This is a genomic window from Bacteroides sp. 224 (assembly GCF_010500995.1).
Taxonomy (GTDB): domain Bacteria; phylum Bacteroidota; class Bacteroidia; order Bacteroidales; family Bacteroidaceae; genus Bacteroides.
This window is the reverse complement of record NZ_QVMK01000035.1, coordinates 1-16,009: the sequence shown is the minus strand read 5'-3', so window position 1 is coordinate 16,009 and position 16,009 is coordinate 1. Positions and strand designations below refer to the sequence as shown.

The 16,009-nt window shown below is 37.7% G+C and carries 16 protein-coding genes, 1 rRNA gene and 1 pseudogene; 6 read left to right on the top strand and 12 right to left on the bottom strand.

Annotated elements, in window-relative coordinates; all coding sequences use genetic code 11:
• Window positions 1-180: 180 nt before the first annotated feature.
• The 4 genes from D0T60_RS14690 to D0T60_RS14675 are packed head-to-tail and all read right to left on the bottom strand — an operon-like array spanning window position 181 to window position 2,617.
• The gene (locus tag D0T60_RS14690; RefSeq protein WP_163218878.1) at window positions 181-684 is read right to left on the bottom strand and encodes a hypothetical protein; all 504 of its coding nucleotides are present in this window, start codon (window positions 682-684) and stop codon (window positions 181-183) included.
• Between the two features lie 4 nt (window positions 685-688).
• Window positions 689-1,039, bottom strand: a complete 351-nt coding sequence (locus D0T60_RS14685; RefSeq protein ID WP_163218876.1) for a hypothetical protein — start codon at window positions 1,037-1,039, stop codon at window positions 689-691.
• Window positions 1,040-1,049: 10 nt separating this feature from the next.
• On the bottom strand, window positions 1,050-1,496 hold the full coding sequence (locus tag D0T60_RS14680; protein WP_163218875.1) for a hypothetical protein: 447 nt from the start codon (window positions 1,494-1,496) through the stop codon (window positions 1,050-1,052).
• Window positions 1,478-2,617 (bottom strand): hypothetical protein, encoded by a 1,140-nt coding sequence (locus D0T60_RS14675; RefSeq protein WP_163218873.1) that lies wholly within the window; start codon window positions 2,615-2,617, stop codon window positions 1,478-1,480. The genes D0T60_RS14680 and D0T60_RS14675 overlap by 19 nt, the downstream gene beginning before the upstream one ends.
• A 404-nt stretch (window positions 2,618-3,021) precedes the next feature.
• On the opposite strand from D0T60_RS14675, the gene D0T60_RS14670 reads away from it, so the two are divergent.
• Entirely contained in the window at window positions 3,022-3,657 is a 636-nt protein-coding gene (locus D0T60_RS14670) for a recombinase family protein (protein WP_163218871.1), read from the top strand.
• 5 nt (window positions 3,658-3,662) lie between these two features.
• Window positions 3,663-3,965, top strand: a complete 303-nt coding sequence (locus D0T60_RS14665) for a TIGR04076 family protein (RefSeq protein WP_163218904.1) — start codon at window positions 3,663-3,665, stop codon at window positions 3,963-3,965.
• A 296-nt stretch (window positions 3,966-4,261) separates the two neighbouring features.
• Here D0T60_RS14665 and rrf read toward each other — a convergent pair.
• The 3 genes and pseudogenes from rrf to D0T60_RS14650 form a co-directional block, all read right to left on the bottom strand.
• Window positions 4,262-4,371, bottom strand: a 5S ribosomal RNA gene (gene rrf, locus D0T60_RS14660).
• Window positions 4,372-4,785: 414 nt separating this feature from the next.
• Window positions 4,786-5,184 carry a hypothetical protein gene (locus D0T60_RS14655; RefSeq protein ID WP_163218869.1) on the bottom strand — a complete coding sequence of 133 codons (399 nt, stop codon included), beginning with the start codon at window positions 5,182-5,184 and terminating at the stop codon, window positions 4,786-4,788.
• An 807-nt stretch (window positions 5,185-5,991) separates the two neighbouring features.
• Window positions 5,992-6,372, bottom strand: a pseudogene (locus tag D0T60_RS14650) (SDR family oxidoreductase); the annotation flags it as partial.
• A 419-nt stretch (window positions 6,373-6,791) separates the two neighbouring features.
• Here D0T60_RS14650 and ltrA (D0T60_RS14645) point away from each other — a divergent pair.
• Together ltrA (D0T60_RS14645) and ltrA (D0T60_RS14640) are read left to right on the top strand one after the other, a co-directional pair.
• A complete protein-coding gene (ltrA, locus tag D0T60_RS14645) occupies window positions 6,792-8,195 on the top strand; it encodes a group II intron reverse transcriptase/maturase (RefSeq protein ID WP_163218867.1) in 1,404 nt (467 codons plus the stop codon).
• A 564-nt stretch (window positions 8,196-8,759) separates the two neighbouring features.
• Complete coding sequence (ltrA, locus tag D0T60_RS14640; protein WP_163218865.1) at window positions 8,760-10,028, top strand: group II intron reverse transcriptase/maturase; 1,269 nt, start codon at window positions 8,760-8,762, stop codon at window positions 10,026-10,028.
• A gap of 117 nt (window positions 10,029-10,145) precedes the next feature.
• On the opposite strand, the gene D0T60_RS14635 is transcribed toward ltrA (D0T60_RS14640), so the two are convergent.
• From D0T60_RS14635 to D0T60_RS14615, 5 genes are all read right to left on the bottom strand, one after another.
• Complete coding sequence (locus D0T60_RS14635; protein WP_239059573.1) at window positions 10,146-10,607, bottom strand: SDR family NAD(P)-dependent oxidoreductase; 462 nt, start codon at window positions 10,605-10,607, stop codon at window positions 10,146-10,148.
• A 3-nt stretch (window positions 10,608-10,610) separates the two neighbouring features.
• On the bottom strand, window positions 10,611-10,868 hold the full coding sequence (locus D0T60_RS14630; RefSeq protein ID WP_163218863.1) for a hypothetical protein: 258 nt from the start codon (window positions 10,866-10,868) through the stop codon (window positions 10,611-10,613).
• 6 nt (window positions 10,869-10,874) lie between these two features.
• Window positions 10,875-11,630 (bottom strand): ParA family protein, encoded by a 756-nt coding sequence (locus D0T60_RS14625; RefSeq protein ID WP_163218862.1) that lies wholly within the window; start codon window positions 11,628-11,630, stop codon window positions 10,875-10,877.
• A 231-nt stretch (window positions 11,631-11,861) separates the two neighbouring features.
• The gene (locus D0T60_RS14620; protein WP_163218860.1) at window positions 11,862-12,227 is read right to left on the bottom strand and encodes a hypothetical protein; all 366 of its coding nucleotides are present in this window, start codon (window positions 12,225-12,227) and stop codon (window positions 11,862-11,864) included.
• A 24-nt stretch (window positions 12,228-12,251) separates the two neighbouring features.
• Window positions 12,252-12,536 carry a hypothetical protein gene (locus D0T60_RS14615; protein ID WP_163218859.1) on the bottom strand — a complete coding sequence of 95 codons (285 nt, stop codon included), beginning with the start codon at window positions 12,534-12,536 and terminating at the stop codon, window positions 12,252-12,254.
• A 736-nt stretch (window positions 12,537-13,272) separates the two neighbouring features.
• Here D0T60_RS14615 and D0T60_RS14610 point away from each other — a divergent pair.
• The gene (locus D0T60_RS14610; protein ID WP_163218858.1) at window positions 13,273-14,103 is read left to right on the top strand and encodes a hypothetical protein; all 831 of its coding nucleotides are present in this window, start codon (window positions 13,273-13,275) and stop codon (window positions 14,101-14,103) included.
• A 158-nt stretch (window positions 14,104-14,261) separates the two neighbouring features.
• Window positions 14,262-15,983 (top strand): hypothetical protein, encoded by a 1,722-nt coding sequence (locus D0T60_RS14605; protein WP_163218857.1) that lies wholly within the window; start codon window positions 14,262-14,264, stop codon window positions 15,981-15,983.
• Window positions 15,984-16,009 lie beyond the last annotated feature (26 nt).

Below are 16,009 nucleotides of genomic sequence, written 5' to 3'. Positions count from 1 at the left end.
GATAATGCAATGATTCTAAATGTGGTATTGGAAGGAATGGTGACTGACAATAAACTGCTATGGTTGTCTTCTTCGGACCTGTATATCGCGAAAAGAAGTTTTTTGGACAATTATTTTCATTGATAAAGTTTGAGTATTTCATATGACAGTCGATTACCATCCAAAAAAGAAATCTAATTATCAGTCATTCCAACTGTAATAGGAGTATCGTATATCTCTTGGTCGCTCCATTATTTCCTTGTGATAATCAGGAGATGAAATCTTCTCAAGTATTTTTCGTGAAGGGTAAAATATCGCTCCGAATAAAAGAACTTCAATTGTAACGACTGTCGAAAACAAGAATGGAATAAATACACAGAGCATGGCAATGATGGCACTGATGAAAAGCGTCTTTCTGTTCTGGAGGTAATAGATGATACGCTCAGTAAAACGATGTGAGAACAGAAAAATAAAGGCAACGGATGAGGGAGCCAGATCATATACACTTTGAGCTATATTGACATAGTTGAAATGGAATAGCAATAAGATCAGTAACAACATTAGCGTATAAAACCTGCGCCAACAATGGCGACAGGTCATGTGTACATAGAATTTAGTGATTCTCTTTCCACCTGATTTATAACAAAATAGAAAAATCAGAAGTAACAATACAGGGAATAGGATATGTATACTATTTGTAATCATTTTATTATGGCTCTAATTCTAAAATAATATGCCCAAAAGAGGCTTGTTTTATGATTGCTTCTGCATCCGTATAGAGAAGTTGTTTGTTCCGGCAACGTTTTCTGAACGATGGGTTTTGGCTTAACACACGGATGGCATTATCCAGTTCAAACTCAGGAATACGCCAGCATTGGCCTTTCGGATAATTGTAGTTTGACCATTTGGCGACCAGACACAAAACCCTGCTGTGAACAGGATAAAAACTCCCACCGGTATGAAAACTGAAAATTTCTTCTCCGTTAATGTCCATGATATCCACCCATGTGTAAGTGGTATGGATAAGAGTGACCAATTGATGGTATAACTCCGTATTCATCTCAAATATATCAGATAAAATCCCGTAGCAACTCATCAATTTTGCGGTTATAAATAAACCGTCCATGTTTGCCTGTTTCTATTAGTTCATTACGCAACTCAATACCCATGACTTCCAAGGACGAATACAAGGTAACATAGATAGTGTCACACCTACAACGTTCATCTGCGATAGCATTCATTTTGTACATGTGTCCAAAATGTGGGTTAGAGTATGCACAGCAACGATGCCCAAAGATGGTATCTTCTGAGGGGATGTGATGGTATAAAAGGATTAATTCCATTTGATCCTCCAACTCGTCAATCAATTCTTCCAATGAATACTTCTTTGGTAAAGAGAATGTCAGTAATATGCTTTCATCGGATAGTTCCGCTCCTTGGAAAAGAGTTGAGACAATAAGATCAGGCATTTCCAAAGAAGCCAACATAATGAAACGTTCTATAAGTTCTTGTTGCATATAGATGTGGTGTATAAATTATCAATATAGGCTTTTATTAAAAGTGGCGGAAGCTCGTTTAAGTCAATGGGGAAATGTCCGGATTCCAACTGCCTAAAAGCTTGCGGCATTTCAGCAGCCAGTTTTTCAAGTGATATCTTTTCTTCTTGAGATAGTAGTGTATAGCAGAATCCGTCTATTGACAGCCAAGGTTGGAGAAGCATCCACAAGTACGCTGTCGCCTGATTGCTATCTTTGAAGTCCAATATGTGCACATCGGTCACACAGGTTGTGGCATTCTGGAGCAACCGACGGTTATTTCGCATGGTCATCAGTATTACGATCTCTGATTTGCTCATTATCTCCTGGCTTCTGGTCATTGACTCAAAAATGCTTTTTATCTGCGCCTGTGTCTTCACTTTGATATGATCGAGAGACATATCTCCCCAAGATGACAAGTGACTAAGGAATAATCTGAAAGCAATATCTTCGGATTTCAGGAAATGTAGGATGTCTTGTTTTGAGTGGATGTTACGAGATAATGCTGAATCCAGCGTGTTTTCATAAAGTAGTATTGTATGTCGCTTGTCAGTCTGAGGAATTGTTACGGAGTCCATGGAATGGAAAAACTGATGAGCTGATGCGACCAAATTTCTAACCTCTTTAGGAAGTTCCGGACTCGATAATTTATTCAGTATACAATAATAGTCCTTAAAATTTCGAGGGCTGCTGTCAATCAAGCGTTCAAGTTCAAAAATTATCGAGTCGCCGATTATGCTATAAGCCGATTTGGTATGATAATTTTTATTATCGATACTATCCCGGTTGATACAGGCAGATACAGAGTCACTTAACGTTCGCCATTCATAGACCAAATCAATAATAAGGTCTATTGAAGCCCCATCGTGCAGCCTTATTTGCTGTAATAAGTCATTATAAGCATGAACGGCTTCATTGGAATCCTGAAAAAGATAATTCTCCTTTGAAGAGCAACCTGATAGGTATAGTATAGAAATAAGTATAAATAGAAAACAAGTATGATTATTTCTCCATTTAATAAAAAATGGCACGGTACATTCTTTGTGTTGTGCATATTTCATCTGCCATTTATGCAGGCTTCTTTTCAATAAAAATCGCTCCATATTGTCTTTGATTAAAAATTTATCTGCAAATGTATAGTATAAAATTTCAGAGAAATTTTATCTATCAATTGATTTAATTATTCTTATATAATCATACTCATAGTATGATTTGCATAACTGATTATAAGCTAATTAGTAGATAATAAATAGTAGTAAAAACAAAATGTAGAAAACATGTGATTATTGGAAAACAGGATACTAAACGTACGATTTCGGCCGTTCGAACTTTTTCATATCAGGATATGTCAGGGTGTTCAGACAAAGGCATAGATAGCATTTGCATCTGCCGAATAATAGTATAAGGCAAAAAAATATAAAGTATGTATGTTTTTGGTTCAAGTATGATTTATTCTATTATAAATAGTATAATTTTACTCACGAATTTCATACCTAAAGAGTAAGTTATGGCAAAAGTTGGTTATTTGATGCGTTTCGCCCACTATGATGATGCTGAAACCGATATTGAATGGATGAAGGGATACGGTTGTTGTGAGGTTATCGAAGAGCAACCGGAACAAGAGAAGCTACGTCCACTATGGAATAAAGTGTTGGAAAACCTGCATAAAGGCGATGAATTGATCGTTCCGAAACTGAGTAATGTATTACAAGGTACCCGGCAACTGGCTTTCTTTCTAGAGTTCTGCCGCATAAAAGTCATTCGGATTATCTCCATTCATGACAAAATTGATTCCGGCAATGAATTGTTTCCTGAAACCAAAACGTCAGATGTATTGTTTACCATTGCTTTATTGCCCGAAGAAGTGAATGCCAATCGAAAAGCTACTAATCATATACGCAAGTTGAAGAGCAAAATCAAGGTTCTTACTTCTACTGCACACAGTAAAGCAGAGAGAACTAAATTTATAGTAAATATGTATAAGAGTGGGCATACGATTGATGACATCTGGAAAACGAGTGGGTTCAAAAGCCGTAGTTCTGTTTTTAGGGTATTGAATGAGGCTGGTGTGGTTCTAAACCGAGGACACACGAAGGGATCATTTGGGCCAAGAAAGAATAGTGAAGAATCTCAAGGGGAATAAAAATGATGAAGAGAGTCAAGATAACAGTAATCCGTAAAATTCACCATGGTGACTTGTCGGCTATGTATGAGAATCCGATGGAGCATGCCTGCGACATGCAGGAAGGGGAAATTTTCATTTCGGTGGATAATCAGAAACCAGAAGGCATGTGCGAAAGTGCATGGCAGAGTATGATGCCGTATGTGATGACATTGGCACATGGGGGAGGTAATTTCTATAACGGATGGATGAAGAACCCATATTCGGCTATGATTTTGTGTAATGACGGATTCCGTCCGGTAAGTTTTTTAATTGAAACTATCGATTAAAACCATGAATATATACTCCATGTTGCTGTACTGTCTGCTTGGTATAAATGTCGTAACACTTGTCTTGTATAGATATACTAAAAAAGTCCCGGCTAAAACCGGGACTAAGATCTATTTTTTATTAAAGTGTCTATCACAAAGGTAATCAATAAGTTTCCCTACTAAATACCCCATGATAATATCAAAAAATAATTTAATCATCATTCTTAATTTTTTGATTATTAATTAGAATGATCTTGATGTTTTCGAGGTTTTTGATCCCTCTTAATCTTTAATAATAATAGGATCTAGATACTAACCGGCAATTACCTACTCTTCCACAATTACGCAGTACCATCGGCGTTACTGGGTTTAACTTCTCTGTTCGGAATGGGAAGAGGTGACCCCCAGTGCTATAGTCACCTATTAGCTTCATTCTAGGAAAACTATTCTAAATAGCCTTCCTAGTCGAAAGTTAACTTCTTTTTGGTCGTTTTCTACAATGAGTTCTTACAAACTCTATAATTCCTTTACGAAATCTTTCATAGTCGCGAACAGAAATCGGTTTTTCTTTCTGCAAACATTTACATCTAGCCATCTTCAATAATTATTTTTCTGAGCGTGCTTACTGAAATCAGCACTTATAATGCTCTTATTTTTATGAGACCAGAGTTTGCTGTATTGCTTCTGCAAAGGTAAATGTATTTTTTTACATAAATCTATTCATTTTGTGTTTTAATGTAAAAATATCATAGAAAAGTACAATAGGAAATAGTTGAGCATATATTAAAGACGTGCAGAAAAGGAGAGTGGCAAGAGGTATTATTGTGAGGTAAGTCGGTTATATATTATTGTGAAGTTTAGTGAGATCTGTTATGATTAAATCAGAAGAGTATGTAATTATATTGTTTGCAAAATTACGAACCCGTTTATGTTTACCCGCATGGCTGTTTATATCCCTGTTTGATGATACAACTGTGACTATGTTATACACTCTTTTAAAAGTGTTATAAAATTGTTCCATTCTGTGTATGCAAGGGAAAGTGTCTGTAGCAGAATTAAACAGGATACATTTTTCAGTTTCTGTGTGCTGAATTAAATATATGAAATCGTCTAAAGATTGTGGAGAGTGGTTTTCTACAAGCTTGTACTGATTTGTGTTCATAATTCTACGATATTGGGCATAGATTAATGATGATTTTCCTGCATTTTCTGGTCCTTCAATTAAATGTACTTTCATGTTATATTTGATTTTAGTTAATGTTTCTACAAAAATAGAAAAAGGTCGATAAATCCTTGATGAATTAATGTTTTCATTGAAATGGTTCTTTAGATATTCCACTGTAGCGGCCTTACTGGCAGGATAAGATAAACGGGAGAGTACTAATTTGCTCTTGGATAGCATTAAAGCCAATCTGGTCAAAACATAGTTCAATATAAGATATGTTCCGTTGAATGTAAAGCCTGTTCGATAGCAAACTATTCGTTATGCTTTTGCATGGATTCTTCTTTAAACAGGTATAATTTGGGGTGAGAAAGTTCCTCTTGTTTGCGAATCCAATGGTGACTTTGCTCTACAAACTGGGTTATTGCAGTTTCATCGGAACTAACCCCTACGGTGAAATGTCCTTTATAGAGGCAGCTACAACGCTAGTACTTCCTAATCTATTCTTCTTCTTTGCAAACATGGCATAAATATAGCATTTTTTGGATTGCGTACTCAAAAATAGGGTATGCAAACAAAACCAATTGTTGATATTCAGGGGACTAAATTAGAGATTAGGAAGCGACAAAGTCAGGAAAAAAGGAATGGTGGCGCATACCGGAATAAACATTATTCATGTTTGTGGTTATAAGTAGTTACTATCACCACACTAGGGCACTACTCACCGGAATTTCCAGTAAGTCACTCACGAAAGTAATAGGATTTTACATTAACTTTCATTGTCGAATACTCGTTATCTTGATTCTGATAGGAATGTTCTACTACGCAACGGAGCTTTATCATCTGCCTTTCTCTTCAACTATTATTTTTGATTGTTATGGATTATCGGGCCTTGTATTCCCATCCGCAATCATTGTGGTAAACCATCAGCTTGCTCATGCCCCCGTCAATGGTAATATTCTCACCATTGATGAATGAGTTCCGTTCATCACACAGGAAAGCGACCGCACAGGCTATGTCGTCAGGGGCGCCCACTCGTTGGGAGGGATGTTGCAGGTAATCACTTTCATTTGAAGGAACAAATGCTGTCTCTTGATGTGTACCTGTTTCTATCCATCCCGGTGCAATGGAATTAACGCGTGCTGTGCCAGACAAACTGACTGCAAGCGCATGGGTCAAAGCTGTAATGCCGCCTTTGGCGGCCGTATAGCTTTCCGTGGTGTGCCGTGCATGATTATTAACTTGGTGGTGTAAGTCCACTACGGGGGTAGGTAGCGACCAACCGTTAGCCAAAGGCAAGGGTGTCCATCGTGAGGTGGAATCTGAAGGAAGCTTGCGGCAAAATCCCGGTCTGAGGAACACGAACATCATATAAGGCTTATGCAGTGTGGACGAGTTTGCCATACAAAACAAAGCCCCAAAGCTACCCGGACACTGCGGAGTAAATGATGCGGATATATGGGATGAAGGTCATTAATCTTACCACGGGAGGTCTCACGGACGTGCGGACGTTTTTTTTTTTTCGGAAGCACGGAGTAAAGTTTGTCGTGAGAAGTCAGCAGAAGTCATAGTAAATACGGACACAAGCCTGCCCATGAAAAAAAAAATGTACCGCAGGAAGTCTTACGAAGTATTGAAGGACTGAACCTTATTTTAAGTGGGCAGTAAATGAATGTTACCCAATGAAAGGAAGAATGCAGAAAATATCAACTCAGAGTGATAACTACTATGGGAAGAATAGGACAGTATCCGAAGGCCACCATGGAGTGCAGACTTTTATTGGGATAACTGAAAACAACCTCACGGAAGTACACTTTACGCAAGATGATCTACTGGAACAAATTCTGTCCCCAGCCAACTTGAACCAAGCTTATAAACAGGTTTTGTCCAACAAGGGTAGTGGCGGAATTGATGGACTCAGTACAGATGATTTACTGTCTTGGTTACTCCTTCATAAAGAAGAGTTAACCCATTCTATCAAGTCTGGCAAGTATTGCCCTAATCCTGTTCGCCGAGTAGAAATACCTAAAGAAGGCGGCAAGAAACGTCAGTTGGGTATTCCTACAGTAGTCGACCGTCTTGTGCAACAATCTATAGCACAGGTGCTATCACCTATTTATGAACGGGAGTTTAGCGACAGTAGCTATGGTTTCCGTCCTCATCGTAGTTGTCACGATGCTCTCCGAGGCGCTCAATCGCATATAAATCACGGCTACAAGTACGTTGTTGACTTGGATTTGGAGAAATTCTTCGATACTGTCAGCCACAGTCGGTTAATTGAATTGCTTTCCAAACGCATCAAGGATGGACGGGTAGTTTCTTTAATCCACAAGTACTTATTGGCAGGGGTAGTGATTGGATCAAGCTTTGAAGAGACTCACACAGGCGTCCCCCAAGGTGGTCCTCTTAGTCCGTTGCTTAGCAACATTATGCTCAACGAATTGGATAAAGAGTTGGAGCGTCGAGGTCATCCTTTTGTTCGCTATGCGGACGACAGTATGATATTCTGTAAGAGTAAACGCGCCGCGGAACGTACTAGAGTAAGTATCATCCATTTTATTGAGGATGTTCTATATTTGCGTGTTAATCATGAGAAGACATCCGTAGGCTATGTGAGAGGGAAGAAGTTTCTGGGTTACAGTTTCTATGTTAAGTCAGGAGAATGTCGATTAAGCGTCCATCCTAAAAGTTGGAACAAGTTCAAGTCCAAACTAAAAGAGTTGACATCTCGCAGCAATGGCATGGGTTACGAGAAACGTAAGCAATCCCTTCGATACTTCATTATGGGTTGGCTGGAATACTTCAAGCACTCCGACATGAAGAATAAACTCCGAAGATTAGATGAGTGGTATCGCCGCCGACTGCGAATGTGCATTTGGAAGTGTTGGAAGAAGATCAAGACTCGTTTTAAGAATCTCATTAAGTGTGGCATTGATAAGCGTAAAGCTTGGGAGTGGGCTAATACCCGCAAGGGTTACTGGCATATCTCTGGTAGCTTTATTCTCACTCGTGCTTTAAACAATGATAATCTGAGACGAGCTAATTATCCTTTTCTAATGGATTGTTATCGTAAAATTGTATCGTAAGTAAGGAACCGCCTTGGTACGGAACCGTATGCCAGGTGGTGGTGTGCTGTGAGAGCCAACGAGGCTCGTAACTGATTGAAAGATGGAAGCAGGCCTTCCGCTATCGGCAAATAGGTGCCGGTGGCAAACCGGCAAGTGCCGCCTTCGTTGCAAAACGAAGGTGGTGAACGACTTGTTAAAAGGCAATGGTAAATTGTCAGGTACGTAAATGAAAGATGAACGCAAGTGAACCGTTGATGAAGCATCGAAAGTGCGTTAGTTTACATCAGAACCAGGCTTTCACCACGAGTTTGGGATAAGGCACGGGGGATACCTATACAGCTGCCCGTACCGGTGTACGGTGTTAAGACGGCATGATTCATTTATAGGCTTTTAATCGGAACGCAGGAACCTGCTTTGGTATGCCAAAGGAAAATACACAAGTGAAGGAAACACGAGGTAGAAATACTGAAGACCAAAGCAGGGACGGATTACTTCGTAGTAGTGATGAAACTCCTGTAATGGGAGCGGAGCGAAGGGGGTAACTTATTCAGCAAATTGGATTGGACAACTTAAAAATTAAGGATGAAGCAATTACAAGGAGCAAAACCATTTAACATTGACCGTTGGGATTTGTACCACGCTTACGTGCATGTAAAATCCAATCGGGGAAGTGCAGGTATAGACGGAATTGAACTGTCGGAATACGAAAAAGAGCTCAAAGGAAACCTCTACAGGTTATGGAACCGCATGAGTTCTGGTAGTTATATGCCTAAAGCAGTCAAATTGGTAGAAATACCGAAGCCTGATGGAGGAAGTCGTCCGTTAGGAATCCCGACTGTTGAAGACAGAATAGCTCAAATGCTCGTAGTTCGCCTGATAGAGCCGTCTATAGATAAAATTTTCCATGAAGATTCTTATGGCTATCGACCGAATCGTTCGGCCCATCAAGCCATAGGGATAGCTCGTGAACGCTGTTGGCGATGTGATTGGGTGTTGGATATGGATATAAGCAAATTCTTTGACACGATAGACCACGGACTGCTAATGAGGGCAGTGGAGCGTCACGTAGAAGAAAAATGGATATTATTGTATATCCGGCGTTGGCTTGTTGTTCCGTATGAGAAACCCGATGGCAGTCTGGAGGAAAGAACATGTGGGGTACCGCAAGGCTCAGTAATCGGTCCGATTTTGGCAAACCTGTATCTTCACTACTGTTTCGACAAGTGGATGGAGATTAATCATCCTTCCATAAAATTCGAGCGCTATGCGGATGATACAATATGCCATTGTCGAAGCCGTCAGGAAGCGGAAGCACTGCTTGATGAGTTGTCGAAGAGGTTTGACAGTTGTAAGTTGAGCCTGAATGTGAAGAAAACTAAGATTGTTTATTGCAAAGACGAGAGGAGGCGGCAGGAATATTTCTGCATCTCCTTTGACTTTTTGGGTCATACCTTCCGTCCCCGCAAGACAATGAACCGTGTTCAACGAAAAGCATTTACCCGTTTTCTTCCCGATATTAGCCAAAAAGCAAAGAAATACATAAAAGACACGATGCGTTCATGGAAACTGAAATCAAAGTCGCATACTCCATTGGACTTAATAGCATCAGAGGTGAATCCCATTCTGCGTGGTTGGATGAATTATTACGGGAAATTCTGTATGTATTCCATTAAGCGCATAATGGAAGATTTTAACTTTATGTTAGCACGTTGGGCAAAAGCAAAGTACAAACGTTTTAAAAAGAAACCGATGTATCTTGCTTTTAAATGGCTTGGTGGAATAGCCAAGAGAGCTCTTTTGTTTTATCATTGGAAACTAGGAGTATATCCCAAAAATGTCACATGTTATTGAGTTTGAATAAGAAGAGCCGTGTGAGGCGAGAGTTTCACGCACGGTTCTGTGAGAGATTTAAGGTGAAACTCCTTTTATCTACTCGACTGAGAGGACGAAAACAAAAGTAGGAGAAAACTACTTTTGTTTTCTCCTACTCGATTTGGGTTGTGATTGAAACGCTCGTGTGGAAGAGATATTCACGATAGAACCCAGACCGATAAAATGGTCTTTGAAAAGCTTTGCCAACATGAAAGGAGCGGCTACACCTACCCGTTGAATATAAAGGAAGTCCTCATACTCGCAACCATCCAGCACACCTCCCAGCATCAGGCAGGCATTGTTGATGATACAATGGACGCCTTCTGGATGCTCGGAAAGAACTTTTCCTGCGAAGTCTATGAGGGTCTGTTTGTCGGCTATGTCTCCGATATAACCAATGACATTCCAGCCTTTGTGTTGCATCTCATTGGCAACTAAAACAGTCTGCTTGGCTTCTTTATCCAGGATATATACAGTGTCGCCCTCTGATGCGAAGTGTTCCGTTATGCAACGACCAATGCCGTTGGCTCCACCGGTGACTATGATTGTTCTGTTCATGGATTATTTCTTTTCGTATTTATCCAGATACTCCTTCATGGCTTCGTTTACAATATCTTTCAATGACATATCCTTGTCGATTGCCAGATACTTCATTCTTGTATGAATGCTCTTGTTAATGAGAAAATTACAGTGTACCGCAGTCTCTTTTTCGGTTGTTGCTTTTACTGGTTTATCCTCTTTAGAAGAGGGTGTAGTTGATGAAAGTAGGCCGTCTAAACCGCCTTTCATGCTGTCTTTTAATGAATTGCTTTTGCCCATATTCGCTTATTTTAATTTCAGGACTTCCCCGGCTAAAGCCATGTAATCCTTTGCTCCGTTACTATTCTTGTTGTACTCATAGATATTCTTTCCTTTAATAGGAGCTTCCGCCAAAGCTACATTGTCACGGATAATTGTCTTGAAAACCTTTTCGCAGAAAGATTCATTGATAATCTCCGTAACACTTTTGTTCAGTGTCTTACGCTTGTTGTATTGGGTAATGACAATGCCACCTATCTTTAAATTGGGATTGAGGCGCTCTTGAACAATGCTGATAACGTTCATAATCTTAGCCATGCCTCGCATCGCCAAGAATTGAGCCTGTACCGGTATAATCAGGAAGTCGGCTGCGGTTAATGCGTTCAAGGTAAGCAATCCCAATGAAGGGGGGCAATCAATAAGGATGTAATCAAACTTATTCTCTTTAGGCAGCTTACCAATCAGTTGCCTTAAAATCATTTCCCGTCCTGGCTCATTGATAAGCTCCGATTCTGCCGCAGACAAATCAAGACAGGATGGGGTCAAAGTAATGCCGTTCTCGGTTTTTATAAGAGGAAGAGAATATTCACCTTTCATCGCTCCATATACTGTGTTGGGCTCCTCGATAGAAAAACCGAAGGATTCGGTAAGGTTCGCCTGTCCGTCAAGGTCTATAACAAGAGCCTTCTTGCCTTTTTGTTGCAGGGCAGCAGCAAGATTGATAGTGGTGGTAGTTTTGCCTACGCCACCTTTATGATTTAAAATAGCTATAATACTGGGCATTTTTATTCTGTTTTATAGGTTCGGGTACAAAGGTAATAATTATATTAGTATGTACTATTGTTAGTATTTAATACGATTACTGTTTTACTTTAATTAGTAATTACTATAAGTAGTATTTGTTGATATACAATGTATTATCCGCATGAATGATCCAAATTGATCATATTGAAAATATCATCCTTTTGCCCCTATTATAAATGCTATATGGACTAAAGGATGATTGGTAACAGGCTATTTTGTCAATAACTCATTCCATTGTTGCCGACAGAACTGTTCGTATTCAGCCTTATTCGTACCACTTTCGATGGTTCTATCAATGATTTCACCTACTTCATCAGAAAAGGCTCTATCGGTGATACATTTGGTTTCTTGATAATTCATCAAGTAAATCTCATAATAGTCACTACCTTTGAGGGCTACTATCACAAATCCCTTAAACAAGCGTCCGTTTACTCTGAACCTGAGTGCCGGCATTTCTTTGAACACAGTGGCGATAAATTTCTCTACTCCCCAAGAAAGAATAACATTCATCGGGGTTGTTACCAGTAACTGATTTTTGGCGGTTTCTGCCACCTGTAATACATACTCTTTGTCCATAACTGTAGTATTAAGAATTTAGAATTAAATAAATGGTATTGGTTTTCCTTTCTCCTGAAGGTATTCCAGCATTGCTTTTGCATCTTCATGGGAAGCTCGGTTACGGTCATCATAATAGCGGTTGTCATCCGCCATGACCTTTAAGCACTCGCGGATTAATCGATAAAGAGACTGCTGCAATATTGGGTGCATCATTGGGATCGTTGCTGCGAAGTACTTGGGGTTGAAACAATAATTGTTCAATCCGTTTTCAATAGCCTTAGCCAGTTGGTACTCTTTTGTCTGCTCGATGTTCTGATAATTTTCCATATACAAATTGTTTTAAATGAAACATTTATTTCCCCTAACTTCAGACTTTTCTTATCGAAGCCGATTGGGAATTTATCAGTGCAATTCAACTGTCGCTGGCCTGACTTTAGAAGCCGGTTTTTCTGATGATTACTCTCTGCAGGAGGAAGAATCTGAAAGAAATACATTTTAAGCCGGGCTTTAAAGTCAGGTGACAGACATTCGCATCTGGTAAAGGCCATCGGATAGATAGAATATTTTGATATGAGCTGAAACGGTATAAAAGGAAGAAGTATTTTATAAAGGAAATGATTTCACGGGATGAAAAAGGATTGGGCGGGTAAAATATGAAGTCTGCTAGGACAAACATGAAAAGCAATTTTTTCTGTCATAGACGGACTGGGTTGCTTCGATTTATCGAAGTTCCGGTACTATGATGTAAGGAATGTGTTGCTGTTTGACCTTTTCTGAGTATGGCTGACCAAAGGGAGGTGGTATTCAGAAACAGACATTCCTATCACTTTTGGGCTGGGAAGGCCTTTTACAATAGGAAGGTAAGAGGATATAAATGGGAAATATGGGTATTAAATCATTGAATTGTCCCCATAAAGAGCGGCCCTTGTCCTGCCTCATGATAGAATAAGAAAAGAGGTTAATATATCCATGTATGATTTAGCTCATCTTTTTAGTTTTTCATTAAATTTGCACAACTGTATTCAATAATGATTATAAAAACAACAATAGGTAGCTGAAATATATGAATCAATTCAATTTTTTAAAAAAATACTCAAAATTTGAAATTCTTCAATTTATATCATCTCTTCAAGCCCTTTCTGAAAATTCAGCTCATTTCTTGAGATTGTCAGTTTTGCAAAAAAATGCAATGTTAAAATGTAATGGCAACAAGCATTTAAATATTTATGATATCTCAAAAGAAATTGAAAGGCATTATGCGTTTGACGTTAAAACTGATCCTCAGGAATTTATGTTTATTGAATTGGTTCACACCCCTAGAGGTTCTTATAAAGTATTTACAGGCTCTCTATCTAACCAGCAATATAACCTAACCAGACTGTTTCATATAGCAAAAGTTACAAACTTCAATAGTCGGTTACTGAATATCGTATATTTATTATTAGATATTTCTGACCAATTGGCAACCAAACTTGAATATGCCAGATATGAAGCTGGTAATAAAGAATCCAAGAAGATATATTATCCCAATTACAAAGAATATACTCAGTTAACCAAATCTCTACTTTTAACAAAGAATGAACTGTTTTACTTGTTAGAAAAACATAAACTGAATCTCAATGATATAGAGGGAATTGTTTATAAAGAATTGGAAAACAAAAAGAAATTAAAGGAATGCTCTCAAGATAATAACTTAATAGACTATTTTCCATTATTCAAGATAAATAGTGACTATTTGATTTTACAACCTTCATCTCTGTTATGTTGTGCATTTGTAAAATGTATAACTATATTGGCGAATGAAATGGGAGAGGAGAAACTTAAAAAAAACATTTTCAATATACAATTGAGGAAATTACCCATACTGCTCAAAATGGTTTCGGACACCATCTAAAAACCGTAGAATTAGGAGATGTTCAGAATCTATGGTTTCAATTTGATAGAAACAAAATAGCCAATATTATAACTTTTTATGACGACAGTGAAATAGATTACAGTAATTTATTTGAAAGTAAGAAAAATCAAAAATTAATCAATAAAGTATATCAGGTATTGGCAGATTCAGAAAAAAATATTCAAACTCAATTTCCACATGCTGATTACTTTAATCTTCTTATTTGTAACCCTTTGGAATCTGGACTTGTCTTTATAAAGAAGCAACATAATTTGATATTTGCTTCTGTAGATGAATTTATAATGATGTTGGGACAGGACGAGATAAAATTGTCTGATATATATAATTATGCCATGGATAAAGCCAAAATAAATATTGGACCTACCCAAGAAATTGATGCCTTTGCCTACTATTTAAAAAATAATCAAACATTTTATAGTGATAGGATTACCCATTCTTCTTTTATGTATTACGAAGCAGGTCTATTTCAGGAATTTAGAGCAAAATACTTTAAGAAAATGGATAAACATTTAATTAAAAGTTTGCAGCGTTTTGTTTGGGTTTCACATTTAAACGATTTTCCTGATAGTATCCCAATATTTATACCTTCAGGTGTGTCGCGGATGAAAGATTATTTATTCCTTGAACTTAAGAAGTGTATTGTTACATTTAATGTAATTTTGAATGTTGATGAAGATAGAAAATTCTTTGCTGCACAAGTTGCAAAAAGTCTTGCAATATGGCTCTATGTTATAGAGAATAAAAACGGTGTTTTTTTAAAAAATGATTTGCATATAGGTGTTGAAATCTCATCCGAAGGAGAAGATGCTAAAATGTTTATGGGTTATGATGGATGCTTCAGACTATTATTGCCAGATAATTTTATTCAAAACGATGAAATGCCCGATAATATGTTAGAACGGCAATTAATGTTTATCCTGTTAGAATCATTAGTCCATTTTGGAATTATTTCGAGCTTAAATATTAATCAATATATAGATAAGGTGTTCAGTGAGTGTAATGGTAGCTTTTTGTTGATTAATAAAGATGGTATACCTTTTCTGGCAGAAAATGATGGTATCAATAGTTGTTATTTCATTAACAAAAGATATTGTGACGTACTATTAGAAGAAATAGCCGATCATATAAATTTAAAAGGTAAAGAAAGAAAAATGTCTATGAGTGCTTCCAAAGATGTTGTTCTGAAAGTTCTTTCATTTCTAAATGATAAGATAATTAAATTAATCTCTTCTATATCAACCCGTGATTTTCTACTTCGATTATTGGAATTGCATCATGCACAATTATTTTGGCTGCAAACAACATTCTCAAGGTTTGAACAAACCAATAAATTATATGAATATTTAAACATAAGTGATCTCAGTCAAAAGGAATATATGCAAAAATATTCGGAAACAAATATATTGTCACAAAGCATAATTGAATATCTTATTATACATTGTTCAAATAGTGAAAAAAGAGATGCTCCCATTGATAAAATAGAAATAGTATTTGCTGTAATGCATCATATATATTCCTTCGGGCTTTATTGTGACTTATTATCTGCCTCTTTGCCAAATATAGAATTGACAATTTTACCTAATGGAAGATTAGCTCTTCCTAAAGACAAAATAGACAAATTTCAGGAATATTTTTTTGATTTAAGGGATAGCGAGTTGTACCAACCAGAAGAACTTAGGGCATTAGAAGAATTGTTACCTGAGTTTTCTGTGAATTTGGATGACAAGCAATTCTTGAGTGCTTTTTTAAGTGAATATGGCATTACTTATGCCTCTTATTTAGAAATTGGCGAAAACGGAGCATTCCCACCCACTTCAATCGGTTCAATGCACCCACTTTTTGGGTTGAAAAAGGCTTAAAAAGGGCTTAAAAAACGGAGTATATC